Source organism: Bradyrhizobium iriomotense (genome assembly GCF_018130765.1).
Taxonomy (GTDB): domain Bacteria; phylum Pseudomonadota; class Alphaproteobacteria; order Rhizobiales; family Xanthobacteraceae; genus Bradyrhizobium; species Bradyrhizobium iriomotense_A.
In genome coordinates, this window is record NZ_JAFCJZ010000024.1 from 42,445 (window position 1) to 61,827 (window position 19,383).

General features: G+C 65.4%; 17 protein-coding genes. 8 read left to right on the forward strand and 9 right to left on the reverse strand.

Annotation, left to right across the window (positions count from 1 at the left end; all coding sequences use genetic code 11):
- Positions 1-123 precede the first annotated feature (123 nt).
- On the reverse strand, positions 124-903 hold the full coding sequence (locus tag JQ635_RS31660; protein WP_211413709.1) for an SDR family NAD(P)-dependent oxidoreductase: 780 nt from the start codon (positions 901-903) through the stop codon (positions 124-126).
- 99 nt (positions 904-1,002) lie between these two features.
- On the opposite strand from JQ635_RS31660, the gene JQ635_RS31665 reads away from it, so the two are divergent.
- The gene (locus JQ635_RS31665; RefSeq protein ID WP_211413710.1) at positions 1,003-1,740 is read left to right on the forward strand and encodes an SDR family NAD(P)-dependent oxidoreductase; all 738 of its coding nucleotides are present in this window, start codon (positions 1,003-1,005) and stop codon (positions 1,738-1,740) included.
- Between the two features lie 62 nt (positions 1,741-1,802).
- The gene (locus JQ635_RS31670; protein WP_211413711.1) at positions 1,803-2,165 is read left to right on the forward strand and encodes a CsbD family protein; all 363 of its coding nucleotides are present in this window, start codon (positions 1,803-1,805) and stop codon (positions 2,163-2,165) included.
- A 152-nt stretch (positions 2,166-2,317) separates the two neighbouring features.
- Here JQ635_RS31670 and JQ635_RS31675 read toward each other — a convergent pair whose 3' ends face one another.
- Together JQ635_RS31675 and JQ635_RS31680 are read right to left on the reverse strand one after the other, a co-directional pair.
- Positions 2,318-4,021 carry an SGNH/GDSL hydrolase family protein gene (locus JQ635_RS31675; protein WP_211413712.1) on the reverse strand — a complete coding sequence of 568 codons (1,704 nt, stop codon included), beginning with the start codon at positions 4,019-4,021 and terminating at the stop codon, positions 2,318-2,320.
- A gap of 181 nt (positions 4,022-4,202) precedes the next feature.
- Complete coding sequence (locus JQ635_RS31680; RefSeq protein WP_211413713.1) at positions 4,203-5,588, reverse strand: lytic murein transglycosylase; 1,386 nt, start codon at positions 5,586-5,588, stop codon at positions 4,203-4,205.
- A 200-nt stretch (positions 5,589-5,788) separates the two neighbouring features.
- Between JQ635_RS31680 and JQ635_RS31685 the strand changes: the two genes are divergently transcribed.
- Positions 5,789-6,667, forward strand: a complete 879-nt coding sequence (locus tag JQ635_RS31685) for a UTP--glucose-1-phosphate uridylyltransferase (RefSeq protein ID WP_211413714.1) — start codon at positions 5,789-5,791, stop codon at positions 6,665-6,667.
- Between the two features lie 183 nt (positions 6,668-6,850).
- Here JQ635_RS31685 and JQ635_RS31690 read toward each other — a convergent pair whose 3' ends face one another.
- Positions 6,851-8,347 carry a sensor domain-containing diguanylate cyclase gene (locus tag JQ635_RS31690; protein WP_211413715.1) on the reverse strand — a complete coding sequence of 499 codons (1,497 nt, stop codon included), beginning with the start codon at positions 8,345-8,347 and terminating at the stop codon, positions 6,851-6,853.
- A gap of 155 nt (positions 8,348-8,502) precedes the next feature.
- On the opposite strand from JQ635_RS31690, the gene JQ635_RS31695 reads away from it, so the two are divergent.
- Positions 8,503-8,763, forward strand: a complete 261-nt coding sequence (locus tag JQ635_RS31695; RefSeq protein ID WP_211413716.1) for a DUF7662 domain-containing protein — start codon at positions 8,503-8,505, stop codon at positions 8,761-8,763.
- 11 nt (positions 8,764-8,774) lie between these two features.
- Entirely contained in the window at positions 8,775-9,023 is a 249-nt protein-coding gene (locus JQ635_RS31700) for a hypothetical protein (RefSeq protein WP_211413717.1), read from the forward strand.
- A gap of 786 nt (positions 9,024-9,809) precedes the next feature.
- Here the strand turns inward: JQ635_RS31700 and JQ635_RS31705 are convergent.
- Together JQ635_RS31705 and JQ635_RS31710 are read right to left on the reverse strand one after the other, a co-directional pair.
- A complete protein-coding gene (locus JQ635_RS31705) occupies positions 9,810-12,686 on the reverse strand; it encodes an EAL domain-containing protein (protein ID WP_211413718.1) in 2,877 nt (958 codons plus the stop codon).
- A gap of 139 nt (positions 12,687-12,825) precedes the next feature.
- Positions 12,826-13,824, reverse strand: a complete 999-nt coding sequence (locus JQ635_RS31710; protein WP_211413719.1) for an NAD(P)H-quinone oxidoreductase — start codon at positions 13,822-13,824, stop codon at positions 12,826-12,828.
- A 110-nt stretch (positions 13,825-13,934) separates the two neighbouring features.
- On the opposite strand from JQ635_RS31710, the gene JQ635_RS31715 reads away from it, so the two are divergent.
- Positions 13,935-14,126, forward strand: coding sequence for a DUF1192 domain-containing protein (locus JQ635_RS31715; protein WP_211413720.1), 192 nt, complete (start codon positions 13,935-13,937; stop codon positions 14,124-14,126).
- Between the two features lie 620 nt (positions 14,127-14,746).
- Positions 14,747-15,256 carry a DUF1465 family protein gene (locus JQ635_RS31720; protein WP_211413721.1) on the forward strand — a complete coding sequence of 170 codons (510 nt, stop codon included), beginning with the start codon at positions 14,747-14,749 and terminating at the stop codon, positions 15,254-15,256.
- A 185-nt stretch (positions 15,257-15,441) separates the two neighbouring features.
- On the opposite strand, the gene rpmE is transcribed toward JQ635_RS31720, so the two are convergent.
- The gene (rpmE, locus tag JQ635_RS31725) at positions 15,442-15,669 is read right to left on the reverse strand and encodes a 50S ribosomal protein L31 (protein ID WP_027561139.1); all 228 of its coding nucleotides are present in this window, start codon (positions 15,667-15,669) and stop codon (positions 15,442-15,444) included.
- Between the two features lie 198 nt (positions 15,670-15,867).
- Here rpmE and JQ635_RS31730 point away from each other — a divergent pair, with 198 nt between their 5' ends.
- Positions 15,868-17,718 carry an ABC transporter ATP-binding protein/permease gene (locus tag JQ635_RS31730; RefSeq protein ID WP_211413722.1) on the forward strand — a complete coding sequence of 617 codons (1,851 nt, stop codon included), beginning with the start codon at positions 15,868-15,870 and terminating at the stop codon, positions 17,716-17,718.
- Between the two features lie 186 nt (positions 17,719-17,904).
- Here the strand turns inward: JQ635_RS31730 and JQ635_RS31735 are convergent, their stop codons facing one another.
- Both JQ635_RS31735 and JQ635_RS31740 read right to left on the reverse strand, forming a co-directional pair.
- Positions 17,905-18,351, reverse strand: coding sequence for a GNAT family N-acetyltransferase (locus JQ635_RS31735; RefSeq protein ID WP_211413723.1), 447 nt, complete (start codon positions 18,349-18,351; stop codon positions 17,905-17,907).
- Entirely contained in the window at positions 18,351-19,379 is a 1,029-nt protein-coding gene (locus JQ635_RS31740; RefSeq protein ID WP_211413724.1) for a peptidoglycan -binding protein, read from the reverse strand. The genes JQ635_RS31735 and JQ635_RS31740 overlap by 1 nt, the downstream gene beginning before the upstream one ends.
- Positions 19,380-19,383: the final 4 nt, after the last annotated feature.

Consider the following 19,383-nt stretch of genomic DNA (forward strand, 5'->3'; position numbering starts at 1 on the left):
GTTGTCAACGCGCGGCGTGCATGGCAGCCCGTAGCCCGGGTGAGCGCAGCGATACCCGGGAACGGTGCGCGCAAAGTCCCGGATGTCGCTTCGCTCATCCGGGCTACGCCCCTTGGATGCCTGTCACGCGTTGCGCGCCATCAGCCCGCCGTCGACCGGGATCACTGCGCCGGTGAGGAACGACGCCGCGGGCAGGCACAGGCTGAGCGTCATATGCGCGACCTCTTCAGGGGCGCCATAGCGGCCGAGTGCGGTGCGGCGCTTGGCGTAGATGGTCTTGTGCTCCTCGGAAATGCGCTCGGTGATGGCGGTGCGGATCGGGCCCGGGCAGATGCAGTTGACGGTGATGCCTTCACGGCCGAGCTCGACCGCCAGCGAGCGGGTGAGGCTCGCAACGCCGCCCTTCGCCGCTGAATAGGGGCTGTGCAATGCGGTGGCGCCGAGCGCCTCGGTGGAGGCGATGTTGACGATGCGCGGGCTCTTCGACTTGCGCAAATGCGGCAGCGCGGCGCGGATGATGCGCGGATGCGCGGTCAGCATCACGGCGATGCCTTTGGCCCAGGCGTCTTCATACGTCTCGTCGTCGATTGCGACGCGCACGGAGATGCCGGCATTGTTGACGACGATATCGAGTCCGCCGAAATGCGCGGCGACGTCATTGACCACGCGCTTGATCTCGCCGCCGTCGGCGACATCGAGCTTCCACGCCTTCGCTGATCCGCCGCTCGCCGCGATCTCCTTGGCGACGGCTTGCGCGCCATGCTCGTCATAATCGGTGACGGCGACGTTCGCGCCCTCACTCGCGAACACGCGTGCGGTCGCAAGCCCCATGCCGCTCGCTGCGCCCGTGACGAGAACGGTCAGGCCCTTCACGGACCGGCTGAGCTCCCTGAACTCGGACATGCTGTTTCCTCGCGGCGTCTTGCTTGTTGTTATGAGATTGACAAGGCTGGCATCGATCCGCAGACAGGTCAAACAAGCAAAACAAAAGGGGAGGCCGCGATGGTGAACGAGCTGGATTTTTCGGGCAAGCAGGTGCTGGTCGTCGGCGGTTCCAGCGGCATCGGCAACGGCATCGCGCAGGCCTTTCGCGCCAGGGACGCTTCTGTCGCCGTTTGCGGCACGCGCGCTCACGCAGCGGAATATTCGGCTGAAGAAGGCTCCGATCTCGCCGGTCTTTCCTATGCGCAGCTCGACGTCAGCAATGCCGCTGCGATCGAAGCATTCAAGCCGTCGTTCGATCGCCTTGACATCCTGGTGCTCGCGCAGGGCGCGGTGATCTATCGCCGCGGCGAATTCGAGATGGCTGGCTTCCGCAAGGTCGTCGAGGTCAATCTGATGAGCCTGATGGCTTGCGCGACGCGGTTTCATTCCATGTTGCGGGATGCCAAGGGCGCGTTGATCATGGTGTCCTCGACCGCGGCCTATCATTCCACCATGGGCAATCCCGCCTACAACGCCTCGAAGACCGGCGCGGTTGGATTGACGCGCACGCTCGGCGAGGCCTGGGCCGAGGACGGCATCCGCGTCAATGGCATCGCGCCCGGTCTCGTCGACACCAAGATGACGAAGGTGACGACCGACAATCCCAAGCGGCTCGAAGGTGCACTTTCACGCATTCCGCTGCGGCGACTGGGCACGCCGGCCGACATGGCGGGCGCGGCGCTGTTCCTGGCCTCGCCGTTGTCGTCCTACATCATCGGCCAGACGCTGGTCGTCGATGGTGGGCTCATTCTCTAATCGCCGTGGAACTGCGCTGCTCCTGATCGGTTACTTGGGCTGACCCCCGAGGAGGAGGCATCATGGACACGGATCGGATTGTCGGATCAGCCAAGGAATTCGCCGGACGCGCGGAAGGCGCGGTCGGAGATCTCGCAGGCGACGCGCAGACGCAGGCGTCGGGCAAGGTGCGCGAAGCTGCAGGCACCGTGCAGAATCTCTACGGCCACGCCAAGGATGCCGCGGACATCGCGACGAGCTATGCCAAGGACGCCTATGAGAACAGCGGCGATACCTTCCGCGACGGCACGCAGGCGCTGTCGAAGAAAGTGCGGGACAACCCGCTCGGCGCGCTGCTCGTGGCCGGCGGCATCGGCTTTGCGCTCGCGCTTTTGATGTCGCGCCCCGCCCGCCGTCCGCCGCCGCGCTGGCGCTATTACGGCTGAGCCTGCTGGCCCGTCTCTCGTGCCCCGGACGCAATGCGGCGTGTAACGCCGCGTTGCTGAGCCGGGGCCCATTCTTTTGAAGTAGATGCTGGGTCCCGGCTCTGCGTCGCATCACCAAGAGGTGCTGCGCCGCGTCCGGGACACGAGATCGACTATCGGATCACTTCCGCCGATCGCCCGACATTACCCGGCGGACGCGGAATCGCGGGGTTCGGGTTCGGATTGCGCGGCCCGGGCGCCGGTGCCAATTGCCGCGGCCCCGGTGCCGGCTGCGGCGAGCCGAAGCCGAAGAAATCCCGGAATGACGGCGTCGCCTGCGTCGGCTGCTGCACCACCGGCGGCTTCTTCGGCGCGAGCTTGGGCGGGGCGATCGCAGCGGCCGCTCCCGATGATGCAGTGGGAGAAGCGGCGTTGCCGTCAGGCGTCGTCGCCGCCATCGGCGTATCGCCCTTGGCCTGCTCGCGGCCGACCTCGCGGCGCGGCCAGGCATAATCGTCGGCGCGGCCTGCGGGCGCCGTTAGCGGCTCACCCTTCACCATCGTCTTCGCAGCGAGCGCATCGACGGCGGCGGGACGCGAGCCCGGGCCGCCCAGCAATTGATCGGTCGAGATCGAGGCCGCGACCAGCGGCACGATCGGGCCGGCCAGCGGACGCGGCGCGGGCTTGCCGGGCTCGGCGCTGGTGTCGGGCGTCGCAGGCTCGCTCGGCAGCGCGATCGGGCCGGAGCGTCCCGCCAGCAGGCGCGTGATCTCGCGTTCGACATAATGGGCGAGTTTTCGTGCGCCCGGCTTGGTGAAATAGACTCCATCGGAGCTGCGGAGCTGGCGGATCTGGCCTTCGAAATCCGGGCCCTTCTGCAGGAAGCGGCCGGCCTCGTCGACGAAACCGTCCCAGACATCGACATAGGTGATGCCGGCCTTGGCCGCGCCCTCGCGATAGAGCGAATCCAGGAACAGCATGTCGGCCGTCCCCTTCTGTCCCCGGATCGCGGGCAGGCCGACCCAGAGCACCGGCACGCCCTTGGCCTTGAGCACATTGGCCAGCTCCTCGACCTTCTTGGTGTAGAGCTCGACCCAGCGTTCGTCGCGGAATTCATAGAGGCCGTTCGGATTGCGCGCCGTCTTTTCCGGCGCGGCCGCCGGCGTGTCGGCATTGTCGGCGTCATCCTGCGGCAGGTCGGCATCTGCCGGCTTGTCGTCAGGCTTCGCAGCGGTATCGCCGGGCTTGGCATCGCCGGGCTTGGCCGGTTGCTTGGCGCGCGCGCCCTTGTCGTTCTTCTTGTCCTTGTCCGAGGCCTTGTCGGATTTTTCGGCGACGGGCTCGCGGATCGCGATGCGGTCGTTGAGGCCGAGCATGACGACGATCACGTCGGGCTTCTCGGTCTCGAGAATGCCCTTCGCCGCCGCCGTCCAGTCCGAGAGCTCGCCCTTCGGCTGATACTTGATCAGGCCGGACGTGGTCTTGTGCTTGCGGATCACGCCCATGTCGGGCTGCTCGCTATAGGCATCTTCCAGGCCGTAGGCGAGCCAGTCGGCCATGGCGTCGCCGATCACCAGCACGTTCTTGTCAGGCGTGGTGTCGCGCTTGGCCGGTGCCGGCGCGCGCGAAAAATCCTGGCGCGGGGCCTGCTGCTGTTGCTGCTGGAACGGCGCGAAGAAGTCGCCGCCGAACCATCCGCCTCCGCCGCCCTGGCGCGGCGGCGGGGCCGAGCGCTGCGGCGGGCCGCCGAAGCCGGGGAAGTTGAAGAACTGCGCGGACGCGGGTCCCGCGACCGAGACCAATATCGCAAGCGCCGTCCCCAGCGCGATCAGCGGGCCGGTCTCGGTCAGCGCCTTGAACAGGGACTTCTTCGACATGCGATCTCGGCCGCGCGCAATGGGGTCTGGAATAGGCTCGATATAATAACGGAATCGGGCGCCAAACGGGCAGATTCCGTTGCGGATTTTTGACGAATTCTGGCGCCATACACCGGGGAACAGCCGCCCCCGTCAAGGCCGCCGGGCAAAATCCCTGTTCAGGGTTACTTTCGGCGCGATTTTACCGCCCGCGCAGCCGGTCCAGCACGTCGGAGGAGGCAAATCCGTCCGCAGGGATCCCCATCGAGGCCTGGAAATTGCGCAGGGCTTCCCTTGTCTGGCCGCCGAACTGGCCGTCCGGGGTGCCCTTGTAGAACCCGCGCTGGGCCAGAAGCTGCTGCAGTTCCAGCCGCTCGGTGCGGGACAGCTCGCGCTCCTGACGCGGCCAGGGCTGCACAAAGGGCTGTCCCCCACGCAGGCGGTCGGCGAAATGGCCGATGGCCAGCGCATAGGCCTCGGCCGGGTTGTACTTCATGATGACGCGGTAGTTCTGCAGCATCAGGAAGCCCGGGCCCTGCGCGCCAGCCGGCGCCAGCAGATAGGCTTTCTCCGCTGGGTGCGGGAAGGGCTGGTTGGTTGCTCGCTTCAGCCCGAGCTTCTCCCACTGCGTAATCGTCTGCGCCTTGGCGCGGTCGGCGAGCATGTAGTTGAACCCTTGCGGCACCACGACCTCGAAGCCCCAGGTCTGGCCGGACTGCCAGCCGTCCTTCTTCAGATTGTTGGCGGTGGAGGCAATCAGGTCGGTGGGATTGTCGACGACGTCGCGCCGGCCGTCGCCGTCGCCGTCGACGGCAAAGCGCTTGAACGCGGTCGGCATGAACTGAGTCGGGCCGAAGGCGCCGGCCCAGGAACCGCGCATCTGCTCCGGACGGAGATCGCCGCGGTTGAGGATCTCCAATGCGGAGAGGAATTCATCCTTGAAATAGGCCTGGCGGCGGCCGATGCAGGCGAGCGTCGCGGTCGATTGCAGCACGCTGCGGTCGCCCATTTGCGTCGAATAATTGGACTCGATGCCCCAGATCGAGGCGATGATGTAGCGATCGACGCCGGTGGCCTTTTCGGTGGCATCGAACTGCGCCTTGTATTTGGCGAGCACCTCGCGGCCCTTGGCGAGGCGGTTGTCGTTCACAAGGATGTCGAGATAATCCCAGATCGATTTTGTGAACTCCGGCTGCGAGTCCATCAGGTCCATGATGCGTAGATCGGGGCTGAGCCCTGCGGTGAAGCGCTGGAAATTGTCCTGGGTGATGCCGCGCCGTGCGGCATCGGGCCACATCCCGGCAACGCAATTGTCGAAATTGCCGGCAGCCTCGCGGATCGCGGCGGCCGTCATCAGCGGATGGCCGGAGGCGCCGTCCTCGCCGCTCCAGGGTTGCGCTCCGCCCGGGCCTGGTACGGGTTGCGAGGGCGCAGGATTGGTGCCGGAGAAAATGCCGCCGAACAGGTTCGACAGCCCGTTCTGCGCCTGGGCTTGTGCGTGAACCGGCAGCAACAAGACGGCCGCAATCATCGCTCCACCGGTCACGGATCGAGCACGTTTTGCCAGCCCTGCCATCGATTGCATCATGTCCCACCTGTCCGGCCAAAAATCCGCCATCAGGAGGCCCGGTACCGGTTGCCAATAGCTTAACAAAGGTGAAATTTTAGTGGCTGCTTTTTTCTTAACTCTGTGATCGCGAGGCCCCACATCCGCCTTTGTTAGCGGCTGCAAACAGTCTAGCAAGATGCCATTGCTCCCTTCACGTCCTCAGGTATTCGATCAATCCCATGAAAATTCGCAAAGCCGTATTCCCCGTCGCCGGCCTCGGCACCCGCGTCCTGCCCGCCACCAAGGCGATGCCGAAGGAAATGCTGACCATCGTCGACAAGCCGCTGATCCAGTACGTCTACGACGAGGCGAGGGAGGCCGGCATCGAGCACTTCATCTTCGTCACCGGCCGCAACAAAAATGTCATCGAAGATCATTTCGACAAGATGTTCGAGCTCGACGCCACGCTGGCCGCGCGCGGCAAGAAGGCCGAGCAGGAGATTCTGGCGCAGAACCAGCCGGACGCCGGCGCCGTCAGCTTCACCCGCCAGCAGGCGCCGCTCGGCCTCGGCCACGCGGTCTGGTGCGCGCGCGACATCGTCGGCAACGAGCCGTTCGCGGTCGTGCTGCCGGACGAACTCGTGCTCAACACGCCCGGCTGCCTGAAGCAGATGATCGAGACGGCCGCAACGCTCGGCGAGAAATCCAATCTGATCGCGGTCGAGGCGGTGCCCGATCATCTCACCCATCAATACGGCATCTGCGGCGTCGGAAAACGCACCGGCAAGATGTTCGAGGTCGATGGCATGGTCGAGAAACCTGCCAAGGGCACCGCGCCATCCAACCTCTCGATCACCGGCCGCTACATCCTGCAGCCGGAAATCTTCAAGATCCTCGAAACGCAGGAGCGCGGCGCCGGCGGCGAGATTCAGCTCACCGACGCCATGATCGGCCTCGCCAAGTCGCAGAAATTCTACGGCGTCGAGTTCGAGGGCGAGCGCCATGATTGCGGCTCCAAGCCCGGCTTCCTCCGCGCCAACATCGCCTACGGCCTCAAGCGCCCCGAGCTGCGCGACGGGCTGATCGCGGAGATGAAGAAGTATCTGGGGCAGTCGTAGCCCCACCCCCGCTGTCGTCCCGGCGAAGGCCGGGACCCATACCGCGTGATCCATCGATTGCAGTCGGTAGCAGTACCGAACTGCGAGTCCTCGCCAAACTCTTCCCTGTGGTTATGGGTCCCGGCCTTCGCCGGGACGACACCGCGGGTGTGGCGTGCGGCTCCGCTTACAACGGACCGTCCCTCACGCCACCAGCGACAGCTTCGGCAGGCTCGCGACCACGGACTGGTTGCGGCCGCCGGCTTTGGCGGCATAGAGCGCCTTGTCGGCGGCGGCGACCAGGATCGTCCAGTCCATGCCGGCGGTGGGGACGAGGCTGGCGATACCGCAGGACACCGTCGATGTCGCCTGGTCGTCGGACCAGCCCTGCACCTTGAGGCGGATTGTCTCGGCGATCGTGAAGGCCTCGGTGGCCGAGGTGTCCGGCAGCAGCACCGCGAACTCCTCGCCGCCATAGCGCGCGGCGCAGTCGCCGGCGCGTCGCACCGAGTCGGAAATGCAGATGGCGATGCCGACCAGCACCTGGTCGCCGGCCTGGTGGCCGAAGGTGTCGTTGTAGGCCTTGAAGTGATCGGCATCGATCATCAGCAGTGCGACCGCCGTCTTCTGGCGCATGGCGCGCCGCCATTCGACGTCGATGACGGTGTCGAACTTGCGGCGGTTCTTCAATCCGGTGAGCGCATCCGTCGTCGCCAGCTCCTCGAGCTTGCGCTCGGCCTCGGCGCGCCGCCCGATCTCGCGCGCGAGCACGAGCGTCGATGCCAGCATGAACACGATGAGCGCCAGCACCACGGCGCCGATTCGATAGGCCTCCTTCCGCCACAGCTCGAACACGGTGCTTAAGGGTTTGCCGGCCACGACGAACAGCGGGCTGTCGCCGCTGCTGCGAACATAGAGCCGCGGCGTGGTGTCGACGGGGCCTTGCCCCGCATAGGAGCCGCCGGCACGGAGATTGTCGGCCTTCCAGTTCTGGCGGTCGTTCAGGTTCCTGCCGATCACGTCGAGGTCGAACGGCCGCCGCATCATGATGGTGCGGTCGCGCTTGAGCACCGTGATGGTGTCTTCGGGATCGAGGCTCAGGCGCTCGAACAATTCGTGGAAATAGCTGAAGCGGATCGCGCCCGCGACGACGCCCATGAAGCCGCCGTCGGTGTCGCTGATGCGCCGGCTCAGCACGATCGAATAGGTGCCGCGGAACAGCATCGGGCGGCTGATGAACAGGCCGGCGCCGGGATTGTCGCGATGAACCCTGAAATAATCCTCGTCGCCGCGGTTCTCGGGGGCCGGGTCGAGCGTGGAGGCGTCGATGGTCAGCCTGCCCTCCGCGTCGTAGACCTGGATGGCGCCGAAATGCCGGGCCGTCGTCGCATGATCGAACAGGATCAGATGGCGGACCGGCTTCGAGACTGTGGCGAGCTCCGGCAGCAGCATGTTGCCGGCGACCGCCTTCAGCGACAGATCGTAGATCTCGATGTTACGGCTGATGTCGGACTCGATGGTGGTGGCGAGGTTTTCCAGCGTCTGGCGGGCCAGCGCCTCCTCGCCGCGGCGCATGTCGAGCATGACGTTGACGCAAATGGCGGAAAATCCGATCACCGTCACCACGGACGAGATGATCAGCAGCTTCGCCGAAATCCGCCACGGCCGGCGGGCCATGACTTCGCGCCATCCAGACAGCATCGTTTGCTCCCGACCCTGATGGATGCGCCCTAAACCTTGAGCAGTGTTTAAGCTGGTACGGCGCTGCCGCAATGAGTTAAGAATTGGTTGATGCGGCTAACGATTTTCGGCAGGCCTCATGTGAAGAGATCCGGGCTTCGGACGAGAGGACGAGAGTGAACGACTACGACGCGTTGCGCGATTATCTGCTGCGGCAGAAGCAGGCGGAATTCGTGCTGACTTTCGAAGAGATCGAGGAGATCATCGGCGCGGCGCTGCCGCGCGCGGCCAATCGTGCCTCATGGTGGGACAGCCTGCGCAGCCCCGACATCCAGATGCCGCAACGCGAAGCCTGCCTCGCCGCCGGCTTCGTGGCGACACGGATGCCTGATGGCCAGAGCGTGCGGTTCAGGAAGCAGAAATCCCAGCGCAGGTGAGGCCGCGCCGCATGATCCTGCGCTGGCTGAGAGGGATTTTTGGCACGGCGCTGATTGGTCTCGGCGTACTGTTCGCGCTCGCCTTCGAGGCCCGCTACTGGCGCTGGCGCGACTGTTTTAACGAACTCGGCCGCTGCTACGATCCGGTCTCGCAGGACGTGTATCTCGAGCAGGCGGGAATGGTGTGGGGAGCGCTGGCGGCGGTGTCGCTGTTGGCGGGGATTGGGCTGGTCGTAGGCTTGCGGCGGAAGGCAAGCTAACTCCTCTTCCCCCCTCCCCTTGTGGGAGAGGGTGGCTCGCCGCGCAGCGGCGAGACGGGTGAGGGGTCTCTCTCCACGGGCGAGCCTCTTGCATTTGAACTCGCTGAACCAACCCCTCATCCGGCGCTTCGCGCCACCTTCGCCCACAAGGGGAGAAGGGAAAGCAGTATCGTAGAGTGGGCAAAGCGACTTGTCCGCCGTAGCTCGAAGAGCGAAGGCGGAAGCGTGCCCACCATGAGCGCGGCATGCATGGAGGGATGGTGGGCACGCCGCAAGTGCGCCTTTGCCCACCCTACGGTACCAGATCAGGCGGACGCGCGATCCGCCGCGAGCGTGAGAACGGTGGACGCTAGCCGAGGTGTCGAGCCAAGGCCTTCATTGGCGCTCACGGGGCCAGCGTTCGTCGGCGGCGTGTGCTCGTATCAGACAACTGGTTGTCTGCCGGTTGCAGGCGCGCACGCATACGTTCTGGCGGCCCCGAACGTCACCGGCCCCGCCGGTGTAGTCGGCACATGTGCCGATGCAGTTTGCGCCTCGATCCTCGCATCGTGCAGCCGTCACTGCTTCGGCCGAGGGGACGAGGAACATTCCGGTGCCTATGAGGGTGATCGCGAAGAAAAGGTGCCGGGTCATCCGTAACTCCTGAGAAGGACGGGATCGAATGCTGCCCGCCATTTTTCGTGGCGATTGAGCAGCGGCCCATTGATCTGGATCAAGCACGGCCTCGTCGGCACCTCACCCCGTGGCCTCGCGGGCGGCCCCTCAAGAAGAGGAGAGGGAGGGAGGTCAGCTCGCCGCTTCCAGCCGCACTTCGGTCAGCAGGCGCATCGCCGCATCCGCGTCCATCGGCTCGCCGAAGGCAAAGCCCTGCGCGTATTCGCAGCCCATCTGGTAGAGCTCGACCGCATCGGAATCGGTCTCGGCGCCCTCGGCCACGACGTCCATGCCGAGGTCGTGCGCAAGCGCGATGATCGACTTCAGGATCACCGGGCGGGTGCCGCGGTTGGTGGTGCGCACGAAGGACTGGTCGATCTTGATGGTGTCGAATGGGAATCGCTGCAGATAGGCCAGCGAGGAATGGCCGGTGCCGAAATCGTCAAGCGACAGGCCGGTGCCGAGCTCGCGGATGCGCGTCAGCATCTGAGCTGCGTGCTCCGGGTTCTCCATCACCAGCGATTCCGTCAGCTCCAGCTTGAGCGTGCCGCGCGCCACCGAGGAGCGCGACAGCACGGTGCGGATGTCGTGGATCAGATCGTGGCGCAGCAGCTGCCGCGAGGAGACGTTGACGCTTGCGAAGATCGGCTCGCGCGAGCGCATCGCGCGCTGCCACACTGAAAGCTGCTTTGCGGTCTGGTCGAGCACGAACATGCCGAGGTCGACGATCAGGCCGGTCTCCTCCGCAATGCCGATGAACTCCGAGGGCGCCATGCGCCCGAGCTTCGGATGATCCCAGCGTGCCAGCGCCTCGAAGCCGGCGACGGAGCGATCCTCCAGCCGCACGATCGGCTGGTACAGGATCGTGATCTCCTGCCGCTCGATGGCGCGGCGCAGCTCGCTCTCCAGCGTCAGCCGGTCGGTCTTCCGTGCACGCATCGCCGGCTTGTACACATCGATGCGGTCGCCGCCGATGCGCTTGGAATGATACATCGCAAGCTCGGCGTCCTTGATGATCTCGTCGGTGAGCTGAACTTGCGGGTCGGAGAGCGCAAGGCCGATCGAGGCGGTGAGGAAGATCTCGCGGTCGTTGAAGGCGATCGGCGCGCGGATGGTCTTGCGGATGGTCTCGGCGAAATTGGTGATCCGCGCCGGGTCCTGCTCCGACAGCAGGATCAGGCCGAACTGGTCGCCGGCAAGCCGCGCCAGCGTGTCCTGCGGCTTCAGGATGCGGGTGAGGCGGCGGGCGAGCGTCAGCAGGATGGAATCGCCGACCGCAATGCCGACGGAATCGTTGACCTGCTTGAAGCGATCGAGGTCGATCACCATCAGCGTCGGCCGCAGCGTTGGCATGGTCTTGGCGAAATGCGCGACCGCGCCCAGCCGGTCCATGAACAGCTTGCGGTTGGGCAAGCCGGTGAGATTGTCATGCACGGAATCGTGCAGCAGGCGCTCCTCGGCGTTGCGCAGCTCGGTGACGTCGGTGAGGGTACCGACCACGCGCGAGACCTCGCCGTCGGAGCCGACCACCGGGCGCGCCTTCAGCGCGAACCACATGAAATGGCCGTCGGGAGTGCGCAGGCGGAAATCCTGCACCAGGCGGCCGCGGCGCTGGTCGAGCACGCTGTCGAGCGCGGCGCGGAAACGGTCCTGGTCGAGCGGATGCAGCACCTCCAACCACGAGGCCGCCGGGCCTTCCAGCGTGCCGCGCTTCAATCCAAGCAGGGCTTCGGTCTCGGGGCTGGTGAAGACCTTGTCGGCGGACACGTCCCAGTCCCAGATCAGGTCGCCCGAGCCGGCCAGCGCCAAGGCCCGCCGCTCGATGTCGGAGACGACGCCGGTGGTGGCACCGCCACCGGCAAAGGCGTGCTGCATCACCGTGAAGCCGATCAGCATCACGATCAGCACGAGGCCGCCGAGCAGGGCAGGGCCGACGATGTCGTTGGTGACGGAGCCCGCCACCGTCATGCCGGCCGCGACCACCCAGACCACGAGGAGGAACCAGGTCGGGATCAACAGCACCGCGCGGTCGAAGCCGTGGGTCGAGAGATAGACGATCAGCGCAAATCCGGCGAAGGCGATCAGCACCAGCGAGATACGCGCGATGCCGGAGGCGACGGCCGGATCGAACAGCGCAAGCGCAACGAGAGAGCCGAGGAACGCGAGCCAACCCACCGTGATGTGCGAATAGCGCACATGCCATCGACTGAGGTTCAGATAGGCGAACAGGAACACCAGCAGCGTTGCCGCCAGGATCGCTTCGCCCGCCGCGCGCCAGATGCGCTCGGCGTTGTTCGACATGTCGAGCACCTTGCCCCAGAAGCCGAAATCGACGCCGATATAGACCAGCACCGCCCAGGCCAGCGCCGCGGCGGCCGGGAACATGATGCTGCCCTTCACCACGAACAGGATGGTCAGCACCAGCGCAAGCAGGCCGGAGATGCCGATCACGATGCCCTGGTACAGCGTGAACGAGTTGACCTTGTCCTTGTAGGCTTCGGGCTCCCACAGATAGAGCTGCGGCAGCTTGTCGGTGCGGAGCTCCGCGACGAAGGTGACAACGGCGCCGGGATCGAGCGTGATGCGGAACACGTCCGCGGTTGCGCTTTCCTGACGTTCGGGCCGGTCGCCGATCGACGGCGTGATGGTCGCGATGCGCGACAGCCCGAGGTCGGGCCACAACAGACCTGACGAAACGATGCGGTAATGCGGAGCGACGATCAGGCGGTCGAGCTGGTCGTCGGTGTTGTTGGCGAGCGCGAACACCACCCAGTTCTGGCCGCCTTCGCGGGCGCGTACCTCGATGCGGCGGACGATGCCGTCGGTGCCGGGCGCGGTGGAGACCTGGATGCGGTCGGCATCGCTGCGCTGATGCTCGAGCACGCCGGTGAGGTCGATCGCGGGCGCGTCACTGCGGACGCTGACGGCGTCGAGCGCGCGCGCAGGGTACGCGGCGACGAGAATCATGAGGCCCAGCGCGATGGGCGCGAGGCACCTGATCAGACGCAAGGTCAGTTCTCCGCGTTCGACGCAACTCTTCGGTGGAAGACGATTTCACACCGGACAGAATTGGTTCGGTGCGTCGCGATAGATGCCACGAAAGCGAGGAAAATCAAAGGGTTTCCGGCGTCTCCTGTGGGCCGCTGGCCTAGACCTCCAACACAATTTTGCCAATATGTGCGCTCGTCTCCATGCGCCGGTGGGCGTCGGCTGCCTTTTCCAGCGGGAAAGTGCTGTCCATCAGCGGTTTGACGCGGCCTTCGCGCAAAAGCGGCATCACTTTCTGCTCGATTGCGGCCACCATCGCCGCCTTGTCCGCATTACTACGGGGGCGCAGTGTCGAGCCGGTATGGGTCAGGCGTTTGACCATCACCTTGGCAATATTGGCGGTGATCTTGGGACCGTTGAGCGTTGCGATCTGCACGATGCGGCCGTCGACTGCGGCAGCGTCATAGTTGCGGTCGACATAGTCGCCGGCGACCATGTCGAGGATCAGATTGACGCCGGCCTTGTTGGTCTCTTCCTTGACGACAGTGACGAAGTCCTCAGTCTTGTAGTTGATGGCGCGGTCGGCCCCGAGCTTGAGGCAGGCGTCGACCTTGTCCTGCGATCCCACGGTGACGAACACCTTTGCGCCGAACGCTTTCGCGAGCTGGATCGCCATGGTGCCGATGCCGGAGGAGCCGCCGTGGATCAGCAGCGTCTCGCCGGCTTTCAGGCCGCCGCGCTCGAACACGTTGTGCCAGACCGTCATCAGGGTTTCCGGCAGCGCGCCGGCTTCCTTGATCGACAGCGCCGGCGGCACGCTCATCGCCTGGGCATCCTGGGCGATGCAGTACTGCGCATAGCCACCGCCGGCAACGAGCGACATCACCTTGTCGCCGATCTTGTGCCGCTTGGCATTGCTGCCGACCGCCACCACTTCACCGGCAATCTCGAGGCCGGGCAGGTCGCTGGCGCCGGGCGGCGGCGGATAGGCGCCGGAGCGCTGCGCGACGTCGGGCCGGTTGACGCCGGCGGCCATCACCTTGACCAGGATCTCGTCAGGACCGGGCTGCGGCAGGCTGCGTTGTTCCGGCACCAGCACCTCCGGTCCGCCGGGCTTGGAGATGGCGACCACGGTCATTTGCGCTGGCAGCTTGTCCATGATGTGTCCTTGAGCAAAGGTGCAGGAGGAACGAGGCCATTGCTTAGCCAGCGCGGCCCAAGCTGGCAACCGCTTAAGCCGTGTGCGAGCGCGAACGCAGGAGGAACGACATGCCGATTGAAGACGACGACCGCCCGCGCAAGAAGGTCACGCACGAAATCGGACAGGATCTCTCACTCTTGTCAGTGGAGGAGCTGACCGAGCGCGTGACCTTGCTCAAGACCGAGATCGCCAGACTGGAAGAAGCCGCCACCAAAAAGCGCGCCTCGCGCGATGCGGCGAACAGTTTCTTCAAGTCGTAGTTGCGGCCACACCATCACCGTCGTCCCGGACAAGCGCGCCCCAAGCGCGCGCCGATCCGGGACCCATACTCCCAGGGCGAGGTCGTTGCGCGAGGCCGGCAACTCCGAGTCCCCGTCACCACATCCGCCTGTGGTTATGGGTCCCGGATCTGCGCTTACGCTTGTCCGGGACGACAGCGGAGTGTGTCGGGGTGACCACCGACTTTTGTTCCGCACTGCACTCGGCCGCTGGCCGACATGGCTAACGAACCCTCAAAAAATTCGTTCGTTTACGGTCGATTAAGCTTTCGGGTTTATGACTGGAACTGTCCTCGTTTGGACACCGAGTGGCTCCTGTCCACTCTGTTTGACGCCTCCCTGTTATCAACTTTCAAAGCCGCCGGTCTCCGGCGGCTCTTTTTTGCGTTCTTCAAAGCGTTTTCGAGCGAAGTGGGTACCGGTTCGCGTCAAGAAAACGCGTCAAAACAAGAGTCTCCCTTCGGTTGAATTCCGAGGAAAGACCCGCGGAAACCATATCCGCGCTTGTCGCTGGACTCCGCGCTTCGCCCGCGCAATGATTTGTTCATCATAATCCGGCGCCAAAGCCGGGCGGGTAAACAGTTGCGTAAGGGGCGTTAACCATGGAACGTTTGCAAGTCGAAGGTGCTCTCGTTCAACTCAGCGAGCGTTTCACCAATTCTGCGGCGTTCGGTGCCCTGTTCCGCGAGGGCATGGACTTGGTCGAAGAGACCGCGGCCTATCTCGACGGCGCCGGCCGCGTCGAAGCCAAGGCGCTCGACCGCGCTGTCAGCCTCACCTACGCAACCGAAAGCATGCGCCTGACCACCCGCCTGATGCAGCTCGCCTCCTGGCTGCTGCTGCACCGCGCGGTCAAGGAAGGCGAGATGACATTGATGCAGGCCAACCGCGAGAAGACCAAGGTCAAGCTGACCGCCGCCGATCCCGGCCCCGCCGACACCATCGAGAAGCTGCCCTTGCAGTTGCAGGAGCTGATCCATCGCTCGATGAGCCTGCAGACCCGCGTCCGCCGCCTCGACACCTCGATCCACACCCCGCCGGCCGAGCACGTCGCCATCGGCAACCCGCTGGTGCCGCACCTCAACGCGCTGAAGGCCGCGTTCGAGCGGTAAGGTCTATCGACAATCTCGGTCGTCATTCCGGGACGCGCCTCTTGGCGCGGGCCCGGAATCCATACTCCCGATCGTGATTATGGATTCCGGGCTCGCGACTTCGTCGCGCCCCGGAATGACGGCCAAAAACAAAAACGCCCCCGGTTTCCCGGGGGCGTTTTTCGTCTCCAGCCTTTTGGGCCGGATCAATCCTTTTTGAGAAAGCCCGAAAACTTCTTCTGGAAGCGCGAGACGCGGCCGCCGCGATCCATCAGCTGCTGAGAGCCGCCGGTCCAGGCCGGGTGCGACTTCGGGTCGATGTCGAGGTGCAGCTTGTCGCCTTCCTTGCCCCAGGTGGAGCGGGTCTGGTACTCGGTTCCGTCGGTCATCACGACCGTAATCGTATGATAATTCGGATGAATTTCGGCTTTCATGGCAATTCCTCGGCGCCCCGGCGCCTTCTTGGGTGGCTAGCGAATGACGGATTTGGGCGGCTCTATACCGCACGAACCCCGGCAAAACAAGCCATTGTCGGGCTGACGAACCGGGGTTGCCCCTAAGGGACATCCCGGATTTGCCACTACCCTTGCACCAGCCTATTGGGAGCAAAAGCATGCAATGGGTCGGATCTCATGAGCGCAGTGGAACGGCTTGATGACCAGTATGTCGATCAGCCCCAAATGAATGCCGCAGACACCCCGTCGATCGAGGCCGAGCTGATCGAGCAGCCTGCCAAGGGGCGCGCGAAGCTGCGGCCGCTGCTGGCGCTCGCGCCCTATGTGAGCCGTTATCGCGGCCGGGCCGCGCTCGCCTTTGTCGCGCTCACGATCGCGGCGCTGACCACGCTGCTGGTGCCGGTGGCGGTGCGCCGGATGATAGATTTCGGCCTGACGCCCGAGGGCATCGAGCTCATCAACAGCTACTTCTCGGTGATGATCGCTGTCGTCGCCGTGCTCGCGCTGGCGAGCGCCGCGCGCTACTACCTCGTGATGACGATCGGCGAGCGCATCGTCGCCGATTTGCGCCGTGACGTCTTCGCACATCTCTTGTCGCTCTCGCCCTCCTTCTTCGATTCCGCGCGCAGCGGCGAATTGATCTCGCGCCTCACCGCCGACACCACCCAGATCAAGTCCGCCGTCGGCGCCTCCGTGTCGATCGCGCTGCGCAACCTGATGATGTTCTTCGGCGCGGCTGCGATGATGGTGATCACCAGCCCGAAGCTGTCGGGCTTCGTGCTGCTCGCCATTCCCTTGATCGTGCTGCCGCTGGTCGCCTTCGGGCGCTGGGTGCGCCGGCTCTCGCGCAATGCGCAGGACACGCTCGCCGAGGCGTCCGCCTATGCGGGCGAGCTGGTCGGCGCCATCCGCACCGTGCAGGCCTACACCAGCGAGAATTTTGCCGAGAAGCGTTTCGGCGGCGAGGTCGAGCAGGCCTATGAGGCAGCGCGCACCTCGACCCAGGCCCGCGCCGTGCTCACCGCCATCATCATCTTCATCGTGTTCGCCAGCGTGGTCGCGATCCTCTGGATCGGTTCGCATGACGTGCTCACCGGCGCCATCACGCCAGGCCGGCTCGGCCAGTTCGTGCTCTATGCGGCCTTTGCCGCCGCCGGCCTCGGCCAGCTCAGCGAGGTCTGGGGCGAGGTCTCGGCGGCCTCGGGCGCTGCCGAGCGCCTGTTCGAGATCTTGCACGTGCAGCCCGAGATCGCTGCGCCCGCTGCTCCGCGCGCGCTGCCGGTACCGCCGCGCGGCGAGGTCGGCTTCGACCGCGTCAGCTTCGCCTATCCGGCGCGGCCCGACGTCAACGTGCTCGACGCGGTGTCGTTCACCGTGCGCCCCGGCGAGAAGGTCGCAATCGTCGGTCCCTCCGGCGCCGGCAAGAGCACGATCTTTCATCTGCTGCTGCGCTTCTACGATCCGCGTGGTGGCGCGATCTCGCTCGACGGCGTGCCGGTGAAGTCCGCCGACCCCCGCGACTTCCGCTCCCGCATCGCGCTGGTGCCGCAGGAATCCAACGTGTTCGCCGCGAGCGCCCGCGAGAACATCCGCTTCGGCCGGCCCGATGCTGGTGATGCCGAGGTCGAGCGCGCCGCCGAGCTCGCGCACGCCGCCGAATTCATCCGCCGCCTGCCCGAAGGTTTCGATACTCCGCTCGGCGAGCGTGGCGTGACGCTATCGGGCGGCCAGCGCCAGCGCATTGCCATCGCCCGGGCCATCCTGCGCGATGCGCCGCTCTTGCTGCTGGATGAAGCCACCTCCGCGCTCGACGCCGAAAGCGAGACGCTGGTGCAGACCGCGCTGGAAGAATTGATGCGCCACCGCACCACGCTGGTAATCGCCCATCGCCTCGCAACCGTCTTGTCCTGCGACCGCATCCTGGTCATGGACCACGGCAAGATCGTCGAGCAGGGCACGCATGCCGAGCTCGTCGCCGCGAACGGGCTTTACGCCAGGCTGGCGAGGCTGCAGTTCGAGGGGGCGTGAGGCTGAGGCGTTCAGAACGCCTCCTCAATCACGGTGTCGTCCCGGCGCAGGCCGGGACCCATAACCCCAGGAAGAAGTTTGGCGAAGGCTCGTCGTGAGGAGTCTTCCCGCGGTACGGCCACCTCCGCCAATCGATAGATCACGCGGTATGGGTCCCGGCCTGCGCCGGGACGACGGCGGAGAGACTCACGCCCGCCACACCATCTTCAGCACCGGCCGGCCCGAGGTCGGGTTCACGTCGTCGCCGGCATGGGCAAAGCCGTTGCGCTCGTAGAAGCGGATGGCGCGGGCGTTGTCCTTGTTGACGAGCAGCGTGACGCCTGACGGCGACAGCCGCTTGGCCTCATCCACCAGCAGCCGTGCCGCATCCGAGCCCCAATGCGCGGGATCGACCACGAGCTGGTCGAGATAACCCTCGCCGTCGATGGTGACGAAGCCGGTCAGCACGCCGTCCTGTTCGGCAACGACAATCGACGCCTTCGGCACCAGATCCTTGCGCCAGCGCTCGCGCCACCATTCCAGCCGCGCGGCGAAGTCGATCTGCGGATAGGCCTGCTGCCAGGTTCGATGCCAGAGGTCGATCGAGGCTGTCTCGTCCTCGGGGCGGTAGGGGCGGAGGTGGATCGCGCTCACTACCGCTCCGTCAGCTTCAGCTCGATGCGGCGGTTACGCTTGTACGCCTCTTCCGTGTTGCCGGTGTCGAGCGGCTGGAATTCGCCGAAACCGGCGGCGACAAGGCGCTGGGCGGGCACGCCGAGCGAGATCAGATATTGCACCACCGAGATGGCGCGGGCGGCGGACAGGTCCCAGTTCGACTTGAAGTTCGCACCGCTCACGGGGCGCACGTCGGTGTGGCCGTCGACGCGCAGCACCCAGGCGATCTCGTTCGGGATCTTCTTGTCGAGCTCGATCAGCGCATTCGCCACGGTGTCGAGCTCGGCGCGGCCCTCGGGCAGCAGCGTCGCCTGGCCGGTGTCGAAGAACACTTCGGACTGGAACACGAAGCGGTCGCCGACCACGCGGATGTCGGGGCGGTTGCCGAGGATGGCGCGCAGGCGACCGAAGAACTCCGAGCGGTAGCGCGACAATTCCTGCACGCGCTGCGCCAGCGCCACGTTCAGGCGCGAGCCGAGATCCGCAATTCGATTTTGCGATTCCTTGTCGCGCTTCTCGGAGGCGTCGAGCGCCTCTTCCAGCGCCGCCAATTGCCGGCGCAGCGCGCTGATCTGCTGGTTCAGCACCTCGATCTGCGCCAGTGCCCGCGCCGAGACCGCCTTCTCGGAGTCCAGCGCCTTGCCGAGCTCGGTGGTCTTTCCTTGCGCGTCGTTGCCGGCGGCCGCCAGGCCGTCATAGAGGCCCTTGATACGGTCGCGCTCGGACTCGGCCGAGGCAAGGCCGGCCCTCAGCTGCGAGACCTGGTCGTCGAGCGTGAGCTTGCCGAGCTTCTCCAGCGACAGCAGCTCGTTGAGCTGGGCGATCTTGGCGTTGAGCAGCTCCAGCGCCTTGTCCTTGCCGGTCACCTCCTGCGACAGGAAGAACTGCACCACCAAAAACACCGACAGCAGGAACACGATCGACAGCACCAGCGTCGACAGTGCGTCGACGAAGCCGGGCCAGTAGTTGAAGGCGCCTTCGCTGCGGCGGCCGCGCGCTAGTGCCATGTCG

Excerpts from the sequence above, each read along its gene's own strand:
- JQ635_RS31660 (WP_211413709.1), bottom strand. The coding sequence starts at position 903 with ATGTCCGAGTTCAGGGAGCTCAGCCGGTCCGTGAAGGGCCTGACCGTT.
- JQ635_RS31665 (WP_211413710.1), top strand. The coding sequence starts at position 1,003 with ATGGTGAACGAGCTGGATTTTTCGGGCAAGCAGGTGCTGGTCGTCGGC.
- JQ635_RS31670 (WP_211413711.1), top strand. The coding sequence starts at position 1,803 with ATGGACACGGATCGGATTGTCGGATCAGCCAAGGAATTCGCCGGACGC.
- JQ635_RS31675 (WP_211413712.1), bottom strand. The coding sequence starts at position 4,021 with ATGTCGAAGAAGTCCCTGTTCAAGGCGCTGACCGAGACCGGCCCGCTG.
- JQ635_RS31680 (WP_211413713.1), bottom strand. The coding sequence starts at position 5,588 with ATGATGCAATCGATGGCAGGGCTGGCAAAACGTGCTCGATCCGTGACC.
- JQ635_RS31685 (WP_211413714.1), top strand. The coding sequence starts at position 5,789 with ATGAAAATTCGCAAAGCCGTATTCCCCGTCGCCGGCCTCGGCACCCGC.
- JQ635_RS31690 (WP_211413715.1), bottom strand. The coding sequence starts at position 8,347 with ATGCTGTCTGGATGGCGCGAAGTCATGGCCCGCCGGCCGTGGCGGATT.
- JQ635_RS31700 (WP_211413717.1), top strand. The coding sequence starts at position 8,775 with ATGATCCTGCGCTGGCTGAGAGGGATTTTTGGCACGGCGCTGATTGGT.
- JQ635_RS31710 (WP_211413719.1), bottom strand. The coding sequence starts at position 13,824 with ATGGACAAGCTGCCAGCGCAAATGACCGTGGTCGCCATCTCCAAGCCC.
- JQ635_RS31715 (WP_211413720.1), top strand. The coding sequence starts at position 13,935 with ATGCCGATTGAAGACGACGACCGCCCGCGCAAGAAGGTCACGCACGAA.
- JQ635_RS31720 (WP_211413721.1), top strand. The coding sequence starts at position 14,747 with ATGGAACGTTTGCAAGTCGAAGGTGCTCTCGTTCAACTCAGCGAGCGT.
- rpmE (WP_027561139.1), bottom strand. The coding sequence starts at position 15,669 with ATGAAAGCCGAAATTCATCCGAATTATCATACGATTACGGTCGTGATG.
- JQ635_RS31730 (WP_211413722.1), top strand. The coding sequence starts at position 15,868 with ATGAGCGCAGTGGAACGGCTTGATGACCAGTATGTCGATCAGCCCCAA.
- JQ635_RS31740 (WP_211413724.1), bottom strand. The coding sequence starts at position 19,379 with ATGGCACTAGCGCGCGGCCGCCGCAGCGAAGGCGCCTTCAACTACTGG.